The organism is Halomonas sp. WWR20 (genome assembly GCF_054602495.1).
The window spans coordinates 89,015-102,938 of sequence record NZ_JBTRHR010000001.1 but is presented as its reverse complement, the minus strand read 5'-3'; the positions used below and the strand labels follow the sequence as shown (position 1 = coordinate 102,938).

At 63.1% G+C, this 13,924-nt stretch carries 10 protein-coding genes; 7 read left to right on the top strand and 3 right to left on the bottom strand.

Annotated features, from left to right (window positions below; translation table 11 throughout):
* Positions 1-2 precede the first annotated feature (2 nt).
* The 3 genes from ACW4DH_RS00430 to ACW4DH_RS00420 form a co-directional block, all read right to left on the bottom strand.
* A complete protein-coding gene (locus ACW4DH_RS00430; RefSeq protein WP_459634378.1) occupies positions 3-1,109 on the bottom strand; it encodes a zinc-binding dehydrogenase in 1,107 nt (368 codons plus the stop codon).
* A gap of 229 nt (positions 1,110-1,338) precedes the next feature.
* A complete protein-coding gene (locus ACW4DH_RS00425; protein WP_459634377.1) occupies positions 1,339-2,523 on the bottom strand; it encodes an acetyl-CoA C-acyltransferase in 1,185 nt (394 codons plus the stop codon).
* Positions 2,524-2,602: 79 nt separating this feature from the next.
* Positions 2,603-4,696, bottom strand: a complete 2,094-nt coding sequence (locus ACW4DH_RS00420; RefSeq protein WP_459634376.1) for a 3-hydroxyacyl-CoA dehydrogenase NAD-binding domain-containing protein — start codon at positions 4,694-4,696, stop codon at positions 2,603-2,605.
* Between the two features lie 444 nt (positions 4,697-5,140).
* Between ACW4DH_RS00420 and ACW4DH_RS00415 the strand changes: the two genes are divergently transcribed.
* The 7 genes from ACW4DH_RS00415 (at position 5,141) to ACW4DH_RS00385 (ending at position 13,856) form a co-directional block, all read left to right on the top strand.
* On the top strand, positions 5,141-6,283 hold the full coding sequence (locus tag ACW4DH_RS00415) for a TAXI family TRAP transporter solute-binding subunit (protein WP_459634375.1): 1,143 nt from the start codon (positions 5,141-5,143) through the stop codon (positions 6,281-6,283).
* 115 nt (positions 6,284-6,398) lie between these two features.
* Positions 6,399-8,390 (top strand): TRAP transporter permease, encoded by a 1,992-nt coding sequence (locus ACW4DH_RS00410; protein ID WP_459634374.1) that lies wholly within the window; start codon positions 6,399-6,401, stop codon positions 8,388-8,390.
* 51 nt (positions 8,391-8,441) lie between these two features.
* On the top strand, positions 8,442-9,359 hold the full coding sequence (locus ACW4DH_RS00405; RefSeq protein WP_459634373.1) for an SDR family oxidoreductase: 918 nt from the start codon (positions 8,442-8,444) through the stop codon (positions 9,357-9,359).
* A 101-nt stretch (positions 9,360-9,460) separates the two neighbouring features.
* Positions 9,461-9,892, top strand: coding sequence for a hotdog fold thioesterase (locus ACW4DH_RS00400; RefSeq protein WP_459634372.1), 432 nt, complete (start codon positions 9,461-9,463; stop codon positions 9,890-9,892).
* A gap of 61 nt (positions 9,893-9,953) precedes the next feature.
* Complete coding sequence (locus ACW4DH_RS00395; protein ID WP_459634371.1) at positions 9,954-10,607, top strand: glutathione S-transferase family protein; 654 nt, start codon at positions 9,954-9,956, stop codon at positions 10,605-10,607.
* A 60-nt stretch (positions 10,608-10,667) separates the two neighbouring features.
* Positions 10,668-12,305 carry a long-chain-fatty-acid--CoA ligase gene (locus ACW4DH_RS00390; protein WP_459634370.1) on the top strand — a complete coding sequence of 546 codons (1,638 nt, stop codon included), beginning with the start codon at positions 10,668-10,670 and terminating at the stop codon, positions 12,303-12,305.
* A gap of 303 nt (positions 12,306-12,608) precedes the next feature.
* Positions 12,609-13,856 (top strand): branched-chain amino acid ABC transporter substrate-binding protein, encoded by a 1,248-nt coding sequence (locus ACW4DH_RS00385; protein ID WP_459634369.1) that lies wholly within the window; start codon positions 12,609-12,611, stop codon positions 13,854-13,856.
* The last annotated feature ends 68 nt before the right edge of the window (positions 13,857-13,924 follow it).

The following is a 13,924-nucleotide window of genomic DNA, read 5'->3' as shown; positions in this document are numbered from 1 at the left end:
GCTCAGTCGAACACGATCACGCCACGTGCGTTGATGCCTTTTTCCATGTCGAGAAACGCCTGGGGCGCATCGTCGATGGAGTAGGTACGGGTCACCAGTTCGTCCAGCTTGAGCTTGCCGGCCTGATAAAGGGCGAGAATCCGCGGGAAATCGTACTGCGGGCGCGCCGAGCCCAGCCAGCTACCCTTGATCGTGCGTTCATCGGCGGGCAGCGAAAAGGTGCCGATGGAGGTCTTGTCGGCCGGGTCGGCAACGCCCACCACCACGGCCGTGCCGCCGCGCGCCAGCGACTTGTAAGCCTGGGCGACCACCGCGCCGGCGCCCACGCATTCGAAGGCATAATCGACGCCCCCGGTCAGCTTCTTGACCGCCTTGGCGGCGTCGGCCTCTTCGCTGGCATTGACGGTGTGGGTCGCGCCGAACTGACGGGCCATCTCGAGCTTTTCCGGGTTGGTGTCGACGGCGACGATCATCTCCGCGCCGGCGGTGTGACAGCCCTGAATGGCATTGAGACCGACGCCGCCGACCCCGAAGACGGCGGTGCGCGAGCCCGGCTCCACCTGGGCGGTATTGAACACGGCGCCGACCCCGGTCATCACCGCGCAGCCCACCAAGGCGGCATTCTGCAGCGGCACGTTCTGGTCGATCTTCACCGCGTTGTCGACGTGCAGGGTGGCGTATTCCGCCATCACCCCGCAGGCGCCGAACACATTGAGCGCGTTGCCCTGGCTGTCGTGAGTGCGCACGGTGCCATCGGGAAGCGTGATGAGTGCCTTGGCGGCGTTCTCGCACAGCACCGGGCGGCCACGCACGCACTGACGGCACTTGCCGCACATGGAAATGAAGGAGCTGATGACGGCGTCGCCTTCCTTGAAGGCGGTGACGCCTTCGCCCACCGCCACCACCCGACCGGCACCTTCATGGCCCAGCACCAGGGGAGGGGGGAACTGGATCTTGCCGGTAGCGGCGGAAAGGTCGCTATGGCATACCCCGCAGGCGGCCAGCTTGATCATGATCTCGTTGCGCTTCGGTGGCGAAACCTGGATGGTTTCCACCTGGATCGGCTGATTCCAGTCCCGGCAGACCACTGCCTTGGCTTCACGTGTCATGGTATCGCTTCCCTTTGTCGACCTTGATGCCGACCGGCCATGGCCGGCCGAGAATGTAGAAAATGCTGGGGTTGGAATCCGCCCGGCCGCATGCCCGGCGCAGCAGTTCGCGGCGGCAAAATTGCAAGCCTTGCGCGTGCCGGCGGGAAGAGGCCGGTACCTGCGGGCTGTCCGCGGCCAAGCCACAGGCATCGTCGCCACCGGCTACTCCCGATGGCGACGATACGGCTCAGACGACCTCGAACAGGCCCGCCGCACCCTGGCCGCCACCGATGCACATGGTCACCACCACGTACTTGGCACCGCGGCGCTTGCCTTCGATCAAGGCATGGCCGGTGAGGCGTGAGCCGGTGACACCGTAGGGGTGGCCGACCGCGATGGAACCGCCATTGACGTTGAGCTTGTCCATGGGAATGCCCAGCTTGTCGCGGCAGTACACGACCTGAGAGGCGAACGCTTCGTTGAGCTCCCAGAGATCGATGTCATCCATTTTCAAGCCAGTGCGCTCGAGCAGACGGGGAATGGCATAGACCGGACCGATGCCCATTTCGTCCGGCTCGCAACCGGCCACGGCGAAGCCGCGGAAGATGCCCATCGGCTCGATGTTGTTCTTCTGGGCATAGACGGAATCCATGACCACACACACCGAGGCGCCATCGGAGAGCTGACTGGCGTTGCCGGCGGTGACGAACTGATCCGGACCGCGTACCGGTTCGAGGCCGGCCAGAGCTTCCCGCGTGGTGTTGGGACGGTTGCACTCATCCTTGGTGAGCGTCACTTCACGCTCGCTGACCTCGCCGGTCTCCTTGTCCTTCATCAGCATGGTGGTGGTGAATGGCACGATCTCGTCGTTGAAACGTCCGGCCTCCTGCGCTGCCGCGGTGCGCTGCTGGCTGATCAGGGCGTATTCGTCCTGGGCATCGCGGCTGATGTTGTAGCGCTTGGCGACGATATCGGCCGTCTCGATCATCGATAGATAGAGTTCGGGCTTGTGCTGCATCAGCCATTCGTTGGTGGCGCGGAACTGATTGATCTTGTCGTTCTGCACCAGGCTGATGGACTCGACACCGCCGGCAACCATGACCGGCACCTTCTCGGAGACGATGCGCTGGGCGGCGAGGGTGATCGCCTGCAGGCCCGAGCTGCAGAAACGGTTGATGGAGAGCCCGGCGGTGGTGACCGGCAGTCCGGCTCGTACCGCAGCCAGGCGCGCCATGTTCTTGCCTTGGGCGCCTTCATGGAAGGTGGCGCCGAGAATGACATCCTCGACGATTGCCGGGTCGATACCGGCGCGTTGAACGGCCTGCTGAATGACGTGACCGGCAATGTCGACGCTATGGGTATTGTTGAGGGCGCCACGGTAGGACTTGCCCAGGCCGGTACGCGCCGTGGAGACGATGACAGCTTCAGACATGGGGAATGCTCCGTTGAATCGTTGTAAGTTGTCGCGGGCAGGGTGGGGCCGTCCTGGACGGCCCCGGGGTCGATGTGGATCAGAGATCGCCGAAGCGCTTGCCTTCCTTCACCAGGCGCTCGAGCAGGGCGGATGGTTGCCACTGCTCGCCGCCGAGCTTCTCGTGGAACTGACGGATGCCGGCGAGCACCTTGTCGAGCCCTTCCTGATCGGCCCAGAACATCGGACCGCCGCGATAGGCGGGGAAGCCGTAGCCATAGATCCAGGTGATATCGATATCCAGTGAACGCGCCGCGACGCCTTCCTCGAGAATCTTGGCGCCTTCGTTGATCATCACGTACAGGCAGCGCTCGAGGATCTCCTGATCGCTGAACTCGCGGGGCGTGATACCTTGTTCCTGGCGGAACTCGTTGATCAGCGCGTCGACTTCCGGATCGGGAATCGGCTTGCGGCTGCCTTCCTCGTAGCGGTAGATGCCCGCCTGAGTCTTCTGGCCGAGGCGGCCCTGCTCGGCCAGCTTGTCGGCCCAGCTCGGCGGAATGTCCTCGCCCGCCTTGCGGCGTTCCTGACGAATGCGATAGCCCACATCTATTCCCGCCAGGTCCGACATGGCGAACTGACCCATGGGGAAGCCGAAGTCGGTCAGCACCTTGTCGACCTGCTGCGGCGTGGCCCCGTCGTTGACCAGCTCCATCGCCTCGGCGCCGCGACGGTGCAGCATGCGGTTGCCGACGAAGCCGTAGCAGTTGCCCACCAGCACGCCGACCTTCTTGATGCGCTTGGCCAGGGCCATGACGGTGGCCTTGACGTCATCGGCGGTCTTCTCGCCACGCACGTTCTCGAGCAGCTTCATGACGTTGGCCGGACTGAAGAAGTGCATGCCGACCACGTCCTGGGGGCGCTGGGTCGCCGAGGCGATCTCGTCGATGTCGAGCGTGGAGGTGTTGGAAGCGAGGATGGCGCCGGGTTTGCAGACCTTGTCGAGCTGACCGAAAATCTGCTTCTTGATGCCCATGTCCTCGAAGACCGCCTCGATGACCAAGTCGACGTCGCCCAGGTCGTCGTAGCTCAGGGTCGGCTCGATCAGCGCCATGCGCTCCTCGACCTGGGCGGTGGTGATACGGCCCTTCTTGGCGGTGTTCTCGTAGTTGCGGCGGATCACGGCCAGGCCACGATCCAGTGCATCCTGCTTGGCCTCCAGCAGACGTACCGGGATGCCGACGTTGGCGAAGTTCATGGCGATACCGCCGCCCATGGTGCCGGCGCCGATGATACCCACCCGGTCGATGTCGCGGACCGGCGTGTCGGGGGCGAGGCCCGGGACCTTGGAGACTTCACGCTCGGCGAAGAAGGCGTGGACCAGTCCGGCACGCTGCGGCGACTCCATGCACTCCATGAATAGCTCGCGCTCGCGCTGCATGCCGTCCTCGAAGGAGAGCTTGAAAGCCGCTTCCACGGCATCGACGCACTTGAAAGGAGAGAAGAGGTTGCGCGCCCGCTTCTGCAGATTGGCGCGGAACTCGTCGAACACGCCACTGTTCTTGTCCGCCTCGAGCTTGTCGGTGACATCACGGACCCGGCGTGTCGGCCAGCCTTCGTTGATCGCCTTCTCGGCATAGGCACGGCCGATCGTGGCGATGCTGGAGCCGTCCTCGATGGCGTCGACGATACCGTATTCGCGCGCCTCTCCGGCACTGACGAAGTCGCCGGTGGTGATCATTTCCAGTGCCTTCTGCGCGCCGCTCAGGCGGGGCAGGCGCTGCGTGCCGCCGGCACCCGGCAGCAGGCCGAGCTTGACTTCCGGCAGGCCGACCTTGGCGGCCGGCAGGGCGACACGGTAATGACAGCCCAACGCCAGCTCCAGGCCGCCACCGAGGGCGGTGCCGTGCAGGGCGGCGATGACCGGTTTGGGGCTGTTCTCGAACGCCTCGATGACGCTGGGCAGGCCGGGCTCCTGCATGGGCTTGCCGAATTCACGGATGTCGGCACCCGCGACGAAGGTGCGGCCTTCGCATACCAGCAACAGTGCCTTGGCCTCGTCGTCGGCCTGTCCCTGACGCAGGGCGTCCAGCAGTCCGCTGCGTACGGCGTGGCTCAGGGCGTTGACCGGCGGGTAGTTGACGGTGATGACGCCGACCTGCCCCTCGCGGGCGTAACTCACAACCTCAGACATAACTCCTCCTTGCGCTGATACGGGCCGGAGCCCGGCGTGATGGTTGTCGCCCGTGCTGATCGTCGGCCCGCCGGGCGAGCAAAAGCATACTTCGGAGCATAACCGAAGCTTTTCGAGAATTAAATCGATCGAAACAACATTTCGCTATGCGATAAAGGTCGTGGGCAATGGGATAACGTAATGAGGGTGGCGTGTCCCTGGCATGCTGCATGAACATGTTCCACCTCGGCCAGTGTGATGTATAACGCTAAACGAATTTATTATACAAAGCGCTAATGGCAGAGCGGTGTCCGGAAGTGCTTAAACTGGACGAACAAAATCTTATTTCACATAAGAAAATAATAATCCAGTTTCGACGACGGCGCCGTAGCTGTAAGTAACTGTAGTCGATGTAAGGGCTGCTGCTGCCGCACTAAAACGCCACAATAACAACGGAGACGCCTCATGACTCGACAGGCACTCGATTTCCGCTCCCATCTCAAGGTGATCACGGCTACCGCCATACTGACTCTCGGCGCCCACGCGCAGGCTCAGGAACTGCCCGATACCATGATCTGGACATCATACGATGTCGGGTCGGCCGGTTACGCCGAAGCCTCGGCAATCGCCGATGCCTTCGGGCGGGAATACGGCACTCGGGTGCGCATTCAGCCTGCCAGTTCGGCCATCGGGCGCATTCAGCCGCTCGTTCAGGGTCGTGCCAATTACGGTTTCCTGGGCGGTGCGTCGTTCTTTGCCGTCGAGGGCACCTATGACTTCGCCGAGCGCCGCTGGGGGCCGCAGGATCTGCGCGCCATCGCGGGGCGACCGGCCTCCTTCGGCATGCCTACTGCCGCCGATGCCGGCATCGAGACCCTCGAAGACGTCAAGGGTAAACGCGTGGCCTACATCGCGGGCAATCCCTGGATCAATTTCTCCTGCGACGCCTTTCTGGCCTTCGCCGGGCTGGATCGCGACGACGTCGAGGCGATCATGTTTCCTTCCTACAAGGCGGCAATCGGCTCCTTGGCGGAGGGCAAGGCCGACGCCGCCTGCACGACCACCACGCCCAGCCAGCTCTATGAACTCGAGCAGTCGCCACGCGGCATTCACTGGGTGCCGATCCCGGCAGACGATGAGCAGGGCTGGCAGCGCCTGACCCAGATGGCGCCGATCTACGAGCCCAACGAGGAAACCGTCGGCGCCGGCATTTCCCAGGACAACCCGGTGGAGCTGGCAGCCTATCGCTACCCGGTGCTCGGGACCAGGGCGGACACCAGCGCCGATGAGGTCTATGCCCTGACCAAGGCGCTGGACGAGACCTTCGACCTCTACAAGGACGCCACCGACCGGATTTCCAGCTGGGCGCTGGACAAGGCTGGAACCCCGCCCATCGAGCTGCCGTTTCACGAGGGGGCGATTCGCTACCTCAAGGAGAAGGGCATCTGGACCGACGAGATGCAGGCCTGGAACGATGCACGGCTCAAGCGCCTCGAGGCGCTGAAGACAGCCTGGTCGCAGGCAATCGCGGAAGGCGAAGGCAAGAGCGACGAGGAATTCGCCAAGATATGGGAACGACAGAGAACCCAGGCGCTGGATTCCCTGTAACCGGAATCTGGCCGTTCACGTCTGCCCGGTGGCCCTGACGCCATCTGGCGGCTACCGGGTGGAGCGTCAAGCGGGACGCTCCGATATCAGCGCGGCAATCGATGGAGCGATGCTTATGCCGGGTTCTCAGCCTTCCACCACTCAGCCTGCCGCTCCGGCGACCGACAGCGAGCCGCAAGGGCGTCTGCATGGGGTGACCTATTGGGCCATCATCGTGCTGGGTACCGCTGGCTTGCTGATGGCCATCAACCAGACGTTCAGTCTCTGGCTGCTGGGCTTCAAGCCGCTGGGCAGTTCCTACCTTTACTACCTGATCGGCCTGTTTCTGGCCGCCGCTTTTCTGTGTTATCCGGCACGCAGCCGTGACGCGCATCGCGTGCCCTGGTACGACTGGCCGCTGGCGCTGGCGGCGCTTGGTTCGACTGGCTATCTGGGTCTGCATGGCATGACCATCATCACCCAGGGCTGGGACTTCAGCGCGCCGGCCGAGGCCACGTGGATCTCGGCGTTGGTGCTGGTGCTGGTGCTGGAGGGAGTGCGTCGTTGCGGCGGCTGGGTGCTGATGCTCATCGCCCTGGTATTCGGCAGCTATCCCTTGTATGCCGAGTTCATGCCGGGGTTTCTATGGGGCACGCCCTATGACCTGGGCGGCACGATCCGCGCCCACGTGATGGGCGCGGAGAGCATCATCGGCATTCCCATGCAGGTGGTGGCGCAACTGGTGATCGGTTTCGTGGTCTTCGGCGTGACGCTGACGGTCACCGGGGGCGGCGAGTTCTTCATGCGTTTCGCCACGGCACTGCTGGGGCGTGCCCGGGGCGGGCCGGCCAAGGTGTCCGTATTGTCGAGCTGCATCATGGGCAGCCTGTCGGGCAGTGTGATCTCGAACATCATCACCACCGGCTCCATCACCATTCCCACCATGAAGCGCACGGGATATCCGGCCCATTACGCCGGCGCCATCGAGGCCTGTGCCTCCACCGGCGGCACATTGATGCCGCCGGTGATGGGGGCGGTGGCCTTCATCATGGCCTCTTTTTTAGGCGTACCGTATGCCGATGTGATGATCGCCGCGGTGTTTCCGGCGGTGCTGTTTTATCTGGCGTTGCTCTTTCAGGTCGACAACTATGCGGCTCGCAACGGGCTCAAGGGCTTGCGCGAGGACGAGATCCCCTCGTTGAAGCAGACTCTCAAGGAGGGATGGCCCTATCTGCTGGGCCTGGCCATGTTGATCTATATGCTGATCGTCATGCGCCTGGAGGCCTACGCGCCTTACTACGCCTCCGCGGTGCTGCTGGTGATCTCGCTGTTCAAGCGTCAGCATCGCCTCAACCTGGCACGTCTGCTGGCGCTGATGAGGGAACTGACCGTCAGCGTCGCCAACCTGGTCGCCATTCTCGCCGGCATTGGCCTGGTGGTGGGCGGACTCTCCTACACGGGCGTGGCGGGGGCCTTCTCGCGGGAGTTGCTGTTGTATGCCGGAGACAGCATCCCGCTGATGCTGGCGGCCGGCGCCGTGACCAGCTTCATCCTGGGCATGGGCATGACCGTCAGCGCCTGCTACATCTTCCTGTCGATCCTGCTGGCGCCGGCACTGGTATCCGCCGGCCTGAACCCGTTGGCCAGCCACCTGTTCATTCTCTACTGGGGCATGATGTCCTACATCACACCCCCGGTGGCGCTGGCGTCGATCACCGCGGCGGGCATCGCCGGGGCCGGAGCGGGCAAGACCAGTGTCAGCGCCATACGCCTGGGCAGCGTGCTGTTCGTGCTGCCGTTCCTGTTCGTGCTCAACCCCTCCCTGATCCTTCAGGGGGATCTCGTGCCTATCCTGCTGTCGGGGTGCACGGCGATTGCCGCCATGTGGCTGCTGGCCTCGGCACAGGAAGGCTATCTCTATCGGATCGGGGTCATCCACTGGCCGCTGAGGACCCTGCTGCTGGCCGCTACGGCGCTGCTGATCTATCCCGAAGCCTATAGCGATCTGATCGGCCTGGGACTGGTGGTGACGATCTACCTGGTCGGCAGTCTGCGTCCGTGGCGAAGCCCCGCCCTGATGGAGCCGGCCGCCAAACCCCCCGTGACCCGCCGGGACAAGGCGGGCTGAGGACTCATTCGGCGCTTCACTTCTATTCGTCCATTGATTCGGGAGAGTGGCATGCAGGATTTCGAGAACAAGGTGGCCGTCATTACCGGCGGGGCCAGCGGTTTCGGGCGCGAGTTCGCCCATATCGGCGCCCGGCTCGGCATGAAGCTGGTGCTGGCCGACGTTCAGCAGCAGGCGCTGGAGGCGCTCAGGGCCGAGCTGACCGGGCAGGGCGTCGCGGTACTGGCGATGCGCTGCGACGTGAGCAAGGCCGAGGACGTCCAGGCGCTGGCGGATGCCGCCATGGCTGAATTCGGTGCGGTGCACCTGGTCTTCAACAACGCCGGTGTGGGCTCCGGCGGGCTGATCTGGGAGAGCACCCAGGCGGATTGGGAGTGGGTGCTGGGCGTGAACCTGTGGGGTGTGATCCACGGCGTGCGAATCTTCACCTCCCTGATGCTGGAATGTGCCAGGCAGGATCCCGACTATCAGGGCCATATCGTCAATACCGCATCGATGGCGGGCTTGCTGACGGCGCCAACCATGGGGGTGTACAACGTCTCCAAGCATGCCGTGGTGGCGCTTAGCGAGACGCTCTATCAGGATCTCAAGCTGGTCGAGGCGCCGATCGGCACGTCGGTGCTGTGTCCCTATTTCGTGCCCACCTCGATTCATCAGTCGGCCCGCCACCGCCCCGACGAACTGCAGAACACTACCGAGCCGACCGTGAGCCAGCAGGTCGCGCGCGCCATGTCGGACAAGGCGGTCACCTCGGGCAAGGTGTCGGCGAAGGACGTGGCCGAGTGGACCTTCGACGCCATTCGCGAAGAGCGCTTCTACATCTACTCCCATCCCGAGGCACTGGGCAACGTCGAGAAGCGCATGGAGGCGATCATCCACCAGCGCAATCCCGGCGATCCGTACGAAGCCGCGCCCCATATCCGCGAGATGCTTCAGGAAAAGTTGAAGGGCGATCCGGCCAAGGTCTAATCTGCCGCAGCCGGCCACCGAGCCGGCTGGACCACCAAAGCCTAGTGGGAAAGCGCCATCAACCTTTCCTACTCTCTCTAAACCGCACACGAGATATTGGCATGAGCATCTGGAATCAAGCCCCTACCGTCGAAGAGCTGCAGGGGCGTGCACGCGATACCCTGATCGATCACATCGGCATCGAATTCACCGAAATCGGGGAGAACTACCTGCGCGCGCGCATGCAGGTGGATCGGCGCACCGTACAGCCGGCCGGCATCCTGCACGGCGGCGCCTCGGTGGTGCTGGCCGAGACGCTGGGCAGCGTTGCCGCGAACCTGTGCCTGAAATCGGCGGACAAGGCCTGCGTGGGGCTGGAGATCAACGCCAACCATGTCCGCTCCATGAGCAGTGGCTGGGTCCATGGTACGGCAAGGCCGCTGCATATCGGCAGTTCGACGCAGCTGTGGGAGATCCGTATCGAGGATGACAACGAAAAGCTGGTCTGCATGTCGCGCCTGACCATGGCCGTCATCGGCCGCACCGGGAGCTGAGTCACGGCCGCCAAGCCATGCTCCACCACGTACATGTTTCAGAACGCTCAGGAGAGGTGCCTTGTTGAAGCTCTACGGATTCTCGATCAGTAACTACTACAACATCGTCAAGGCCGCGATGCTGGAAAAGGCGTTGGAGTTCGAGGAGGTACGGGTTTATCCCTCAGCCGATCCCGACTATCTCGTCCGCAGCCCGATGGGCAAGGTGCCCAGCCTGGAAACGGAGGAGGGAGTGCTCTCCGAGACCCAGGTCATGCTCGACTTTCTGGAGGAGGCGTACCCGCAGACGCCTCTGTATCCGCAGGACGCCTTCGCCCGCGCCAAGGCCCGCGAACTGATGCGAGTTACTGAGCTTTATCTGGAACTGCCCGCACGTCGGCTCTATCCGGAGGCCTTCTTCGGCGGCTCGGTCAGCGACCAGACCCGCCGGGAGGTCGCCACCGATCTGCAAAAAGGCGTGGCGGCACTGCAGCGTCTGGCCCGTTTCGAGCCCTATATTGCCGGCAGCCGGTTCGGGATGGCCGATCTGGTGGCGGCCATCCATTTGCCACTGATCAGCGATGCGAGCCGGCGCGTGCTGGGCGAAGACGCCCTGGCCGGTGTCGCCGAGGTAAAGCCGTATCTGACATTGATGCGTGAACGCGCCTCGATGCAGCGGGTGTTTGCCGATTACAAGGCGGGACTGGAAGATTTCAAAGCGCAAAAGCGCACCTGAAAACCTAAGTAAGCGTTGAATGATGATGCGTCAATAACAACAAGGGAGTGGAGTAAGCCTATGCATGGACTCATGATGGATCGACCGCTGCTCATCTCGCAGATCGTCGAGTATGCTGCCCTGAACTACCCCCACCAGGAAGTCGTCTCCCGGCGTACCGAAGGGGACATTCATCGCTACAGCTTTCGCGAGCTGCTCCAGCGCACCAGCCAGCTCGCCCATGCCCTCGATGCCCTGGGAGTCAGGCCGGATGAGCGGGTCGGGACGATCGCCTGGAACACCTATCGCCATCTCGAGCTGTACTATGGCGTGTCGGGCGTCGGCGCCATCTGTCATACCCTCAATCCCCGGCTGCATCCGGAGCAGCTGGCTTATATCGTCAATCATGCCCAGGACCGGTATCTCTTCGTCGACCTGACGTTCGTACCGTTACTCGAGAAGGTCCATGAGCATTTCCAGGGAGTGAAGGGTTACGTGATCATGACCGATCGCGAGCACATGCCCGACACCAGCCTGCCCAATGCGCACTGCTACGAGACGCTGCTGGAAGAGCAGCCGACGCACTACGACTGGCCGGAATTCGACGAACGCCAGGCCTCGTCGCTCTGCTATACCTCGGGGACCACGGGCAATCCCAAGGGCGTGCTCTATTCGCATCGCTCCACCGTCCTGCACTCGCTTTCCGTGCTGGCATTGCCCGGTGTCGACTTCAACGAGGAGAGCGCGCTGCTGCCGGTGGTGCCGATGTTTCACGTCAACGCTTGGGGCATGCCGTATTTCGCGCTGCTGACCGGCTCCAAGATCGTCTTCCCCGGCCCTCGGCTGGACGGGCCGGGGCTGGCGGAGATCATGAATCAGGAGTACGTCACGGACGCCTGGGGCGTGCCCACCGTGTGGATGGGCTTGCTCAACCACATGCGTCAGACCGGTACCGCTTTTACGGCGCTCAAGCGCGTGCAGATCGGCGGCTCCGCGGCCCCGCGGGCGATGATCCGCGAGTTCGCGGAGCGTCATGGCGTGGAAGGCATCCAAGGGTGGGGGATGACCGAGATGAGTCCCGTCGGCTCCGTTTCCATCCCCACGCCAGCGATGCGCAAGCTCTCCGATGACGAGCAGCTCGACATCCGCGCCAAGCAGGGGCGCAGTCTGTTCGGTGTCGAGATGAAGATCGTCGATATCGACGGCAAGCGTCTGCCTCACGACGGCAAGGCCTTCGGCGAACTGCTGGTGCGCGGCCCGGCGATCACCAGCGGTTACTACGAGAATCCCGAGGCCAACGCCAAGGTTTTCGACGAGGAGGGCTGGTTCCGCACCGGCGATGTGGCCACCATTGACGAGGACGGCTTCATGGAGATCGTCGACCGGGTCAAGGACGTCATCAAGTCCGGCGGCGAGTGGATCAGTTCCATCGATCTGGAGAACGAGGCGGTGGGGCACCCCGAGGTGGCGGAAGCGGCGGTCATCGGCGTCCACCACACCAAGTGGGGCGAGCGGCCGCTGCTGGTGGTGGTGCGGGCCGAAGGATCGAACATCGAACGCGACGATGTTCTCGACTTCCTGCGCGGGCGTGTGGCGGACTGGTGGCTGCCCAACGACGTGGTATTCGTCGACGAGCTGCCGCATAGCGCCACCGGCAAGCTGCAGAAGGCCCGGCTGCGCCAGGACTTCCACGACTACCGCTTGCCTGACGACAGCTAACCGGCACGCTAATCCCGGAGACCGACCGTCCCGTCTCACGCATCGCCTGGGGGTGAATTCCGGGCATTGGGCGCGTAAAACGGGACGGCCAGACGACATTGACAACCACTTGAAGGGAGGTATGTCGCTAAGCGGAATAAAGTATCGAAAATTTACGATAAGGTGGTTGAAAAAGAGCGAGCGCTCTATTTATATGTAAAGCATCTGCTCTGATCGGCTACGCCCGATCACGGATACTCCAAAAGTCGTAACAAATATAACAACGCGACCATGTCGGTCGTGATGATGGAAGGAGCACGCCCCATGACAATCCGCCGTCGCGCCGCCACTCTGGCTGGCGCCCTTAGTCTCACGTTCTGCGTTGCCGCGAGTGCCCAGGACGACGGACCGATCAGGATCGCCTATATCGAGCCGCTCTCGGGCCCGTTCGCCAACGTGGGCGATGCCGGACTCAAGCACTTTCGTTTCGCCGCCGACAAGATCAATCAGGACGGCGGGGTGATGGGGCGCGATTTCGAGATCGTGCCCATGGACAACAAGCAGAGTGCATCGGAATCCTCGCAGCTGCTGCAGCGCGCCATCGACCAGGGCATTCCCTTCGTCACCCAGGGCAACGGTTCCAACGTCGCCGGAGCGCTGGTCGAAGGGGTGGACCGCAACAATCGCCGCAATCAGGACAACCGGGTGCTGTTTCTCAACTATGCGGCGGTCGACCCCGCCCTGACCAACGAGCGCTGCAGCTTCTGGCATTTCCGCTTCGACGCCAACAGCGACATCAAGCTGGAGGCCTTGACCAACTACATGGCCGAGCAGCCGGAGATCAAGAAGGTCTTCCTGATCAATCAGGACTACTCCCACGGGCATGCCATCTCCAAGACGGCCAAGGAAATGCTGAAGGAGAAGCGCCCGGATATCGAAATCGTTGGCGATGTGCTGCATCCGATCGGTCAGGTGCGGGATTTCTCGCCGTATATCAGCCGCATCAAGCAGTCGGGCGCCGATTCGGTCATCAGCGGCAACTGGGGCAACGATCTCTCCTTGCTGGTGCGTGAAGCCGACAGTGCGGGGCTCGATGTGAATTTCTACACCTACTACGGTGGCGGACTGGGTACGCCGGCGGCTGTCGGTGAGCGGGGCGTGGATCGGCTGCACCAGATCAGCGAGTGGCATGCCGACGTCAATGTCGACGAGAACCTGTCGGATTACGAGGCTTGGTTCAACGAGTTCAAGCAGCGCTATCCCGAGATCGACTGGTACTACCATCGCATCTACAACGAGATGTACATGCTCAAGGAGGCGATCGAGGAGACCGGCGGCACCGATGCCGTCGAGGTCGCCAAGGCCCTTGAGGGCATGCAGTTCGAATCGCCCACCGGGACCGTCACCATGCGTGCTGAGGATCATCAGTTGATCCAGCCCATGTACATCTCGGTCATGGACGCCGACGCCAAGTACGATGCGGACAACTCCGGCGTCGGTTTCCGCACCATCGCCCGGATTCCCGCCGAAGACGCCACGCTTCCCTCCAGCTGCGAGATGCAGCGCCCGTAACGGCATCCTCATGACGCTCCGGTCACGCGCTGGCGGGCCGGAGTTTCCAGAACCGGATCGATGGAGGG

Coding starts and splice junctions, on each gene's coding strand:
- ACW4DH_RS00430 (WP_459634378.1), bottom strand. CDS start 1,109: ATGACACGTGAAGCCAAGGCAGTGGTCTGCCGGGACTGGAATCAGCCG.
- ACW4DH_RS00425 (WP_459634377.1), bottom strand. CDS start 2,523: ATGTCTGAAGCTGTCATCGTCTCCACGGCGCGTACCGGCCTGGGCAAG.
- ACW4DH_RS00420 (WP_459634376.1), bottom strand. CDS start 4,696: ATGTCTGAGGTTGTGAGTTACGCCCGCGAGGGGCAGGTCGGCGTCATC.
- ACW4DH_RS00415 (WP_459634375.1), top strand. CDS start 5,141: ATGACTCGACAGGCACTCGATTTCCGCTCCCATCTCAAGGTGATCACG.
- ACW4DH_RS00410 (WP_459634374.1), top strand. CDS start 6,399: ATGCCGGGTTCTCAGCCTTCCACCACTCAGCCTGCCGCTCCGGCGACC.
- ACW4DH_RS00405 (WP_459634373.1), top strand. CDS start 8,442: ATGCAGGATTTCGAGAACAAGGTGGCCGTCATTACCGGCGGGGCCAGC.
- ACW4DH_RS00400 (WP_459634372.1), top strand. CDS start 9,461: ATGAGCATCTGGAATCAAGCCCCTACCGTCGAAGAGCTGCAGGGGCGT.
- ACW4DH_RS00390 (WP_459634370.1), top strand. CDS start 10,668: ATGCATGGACTCATGATGGATCGACCGCTGCTCATCTCGCAGATCGTC.
- ACW4DH_RS00385 (WP_459634369.1), top strand. CDS start 12,609: ATGACAATCCGCCGTCGCGCCGCCACTCTGGCTGGCGCCCTTAGTCTC.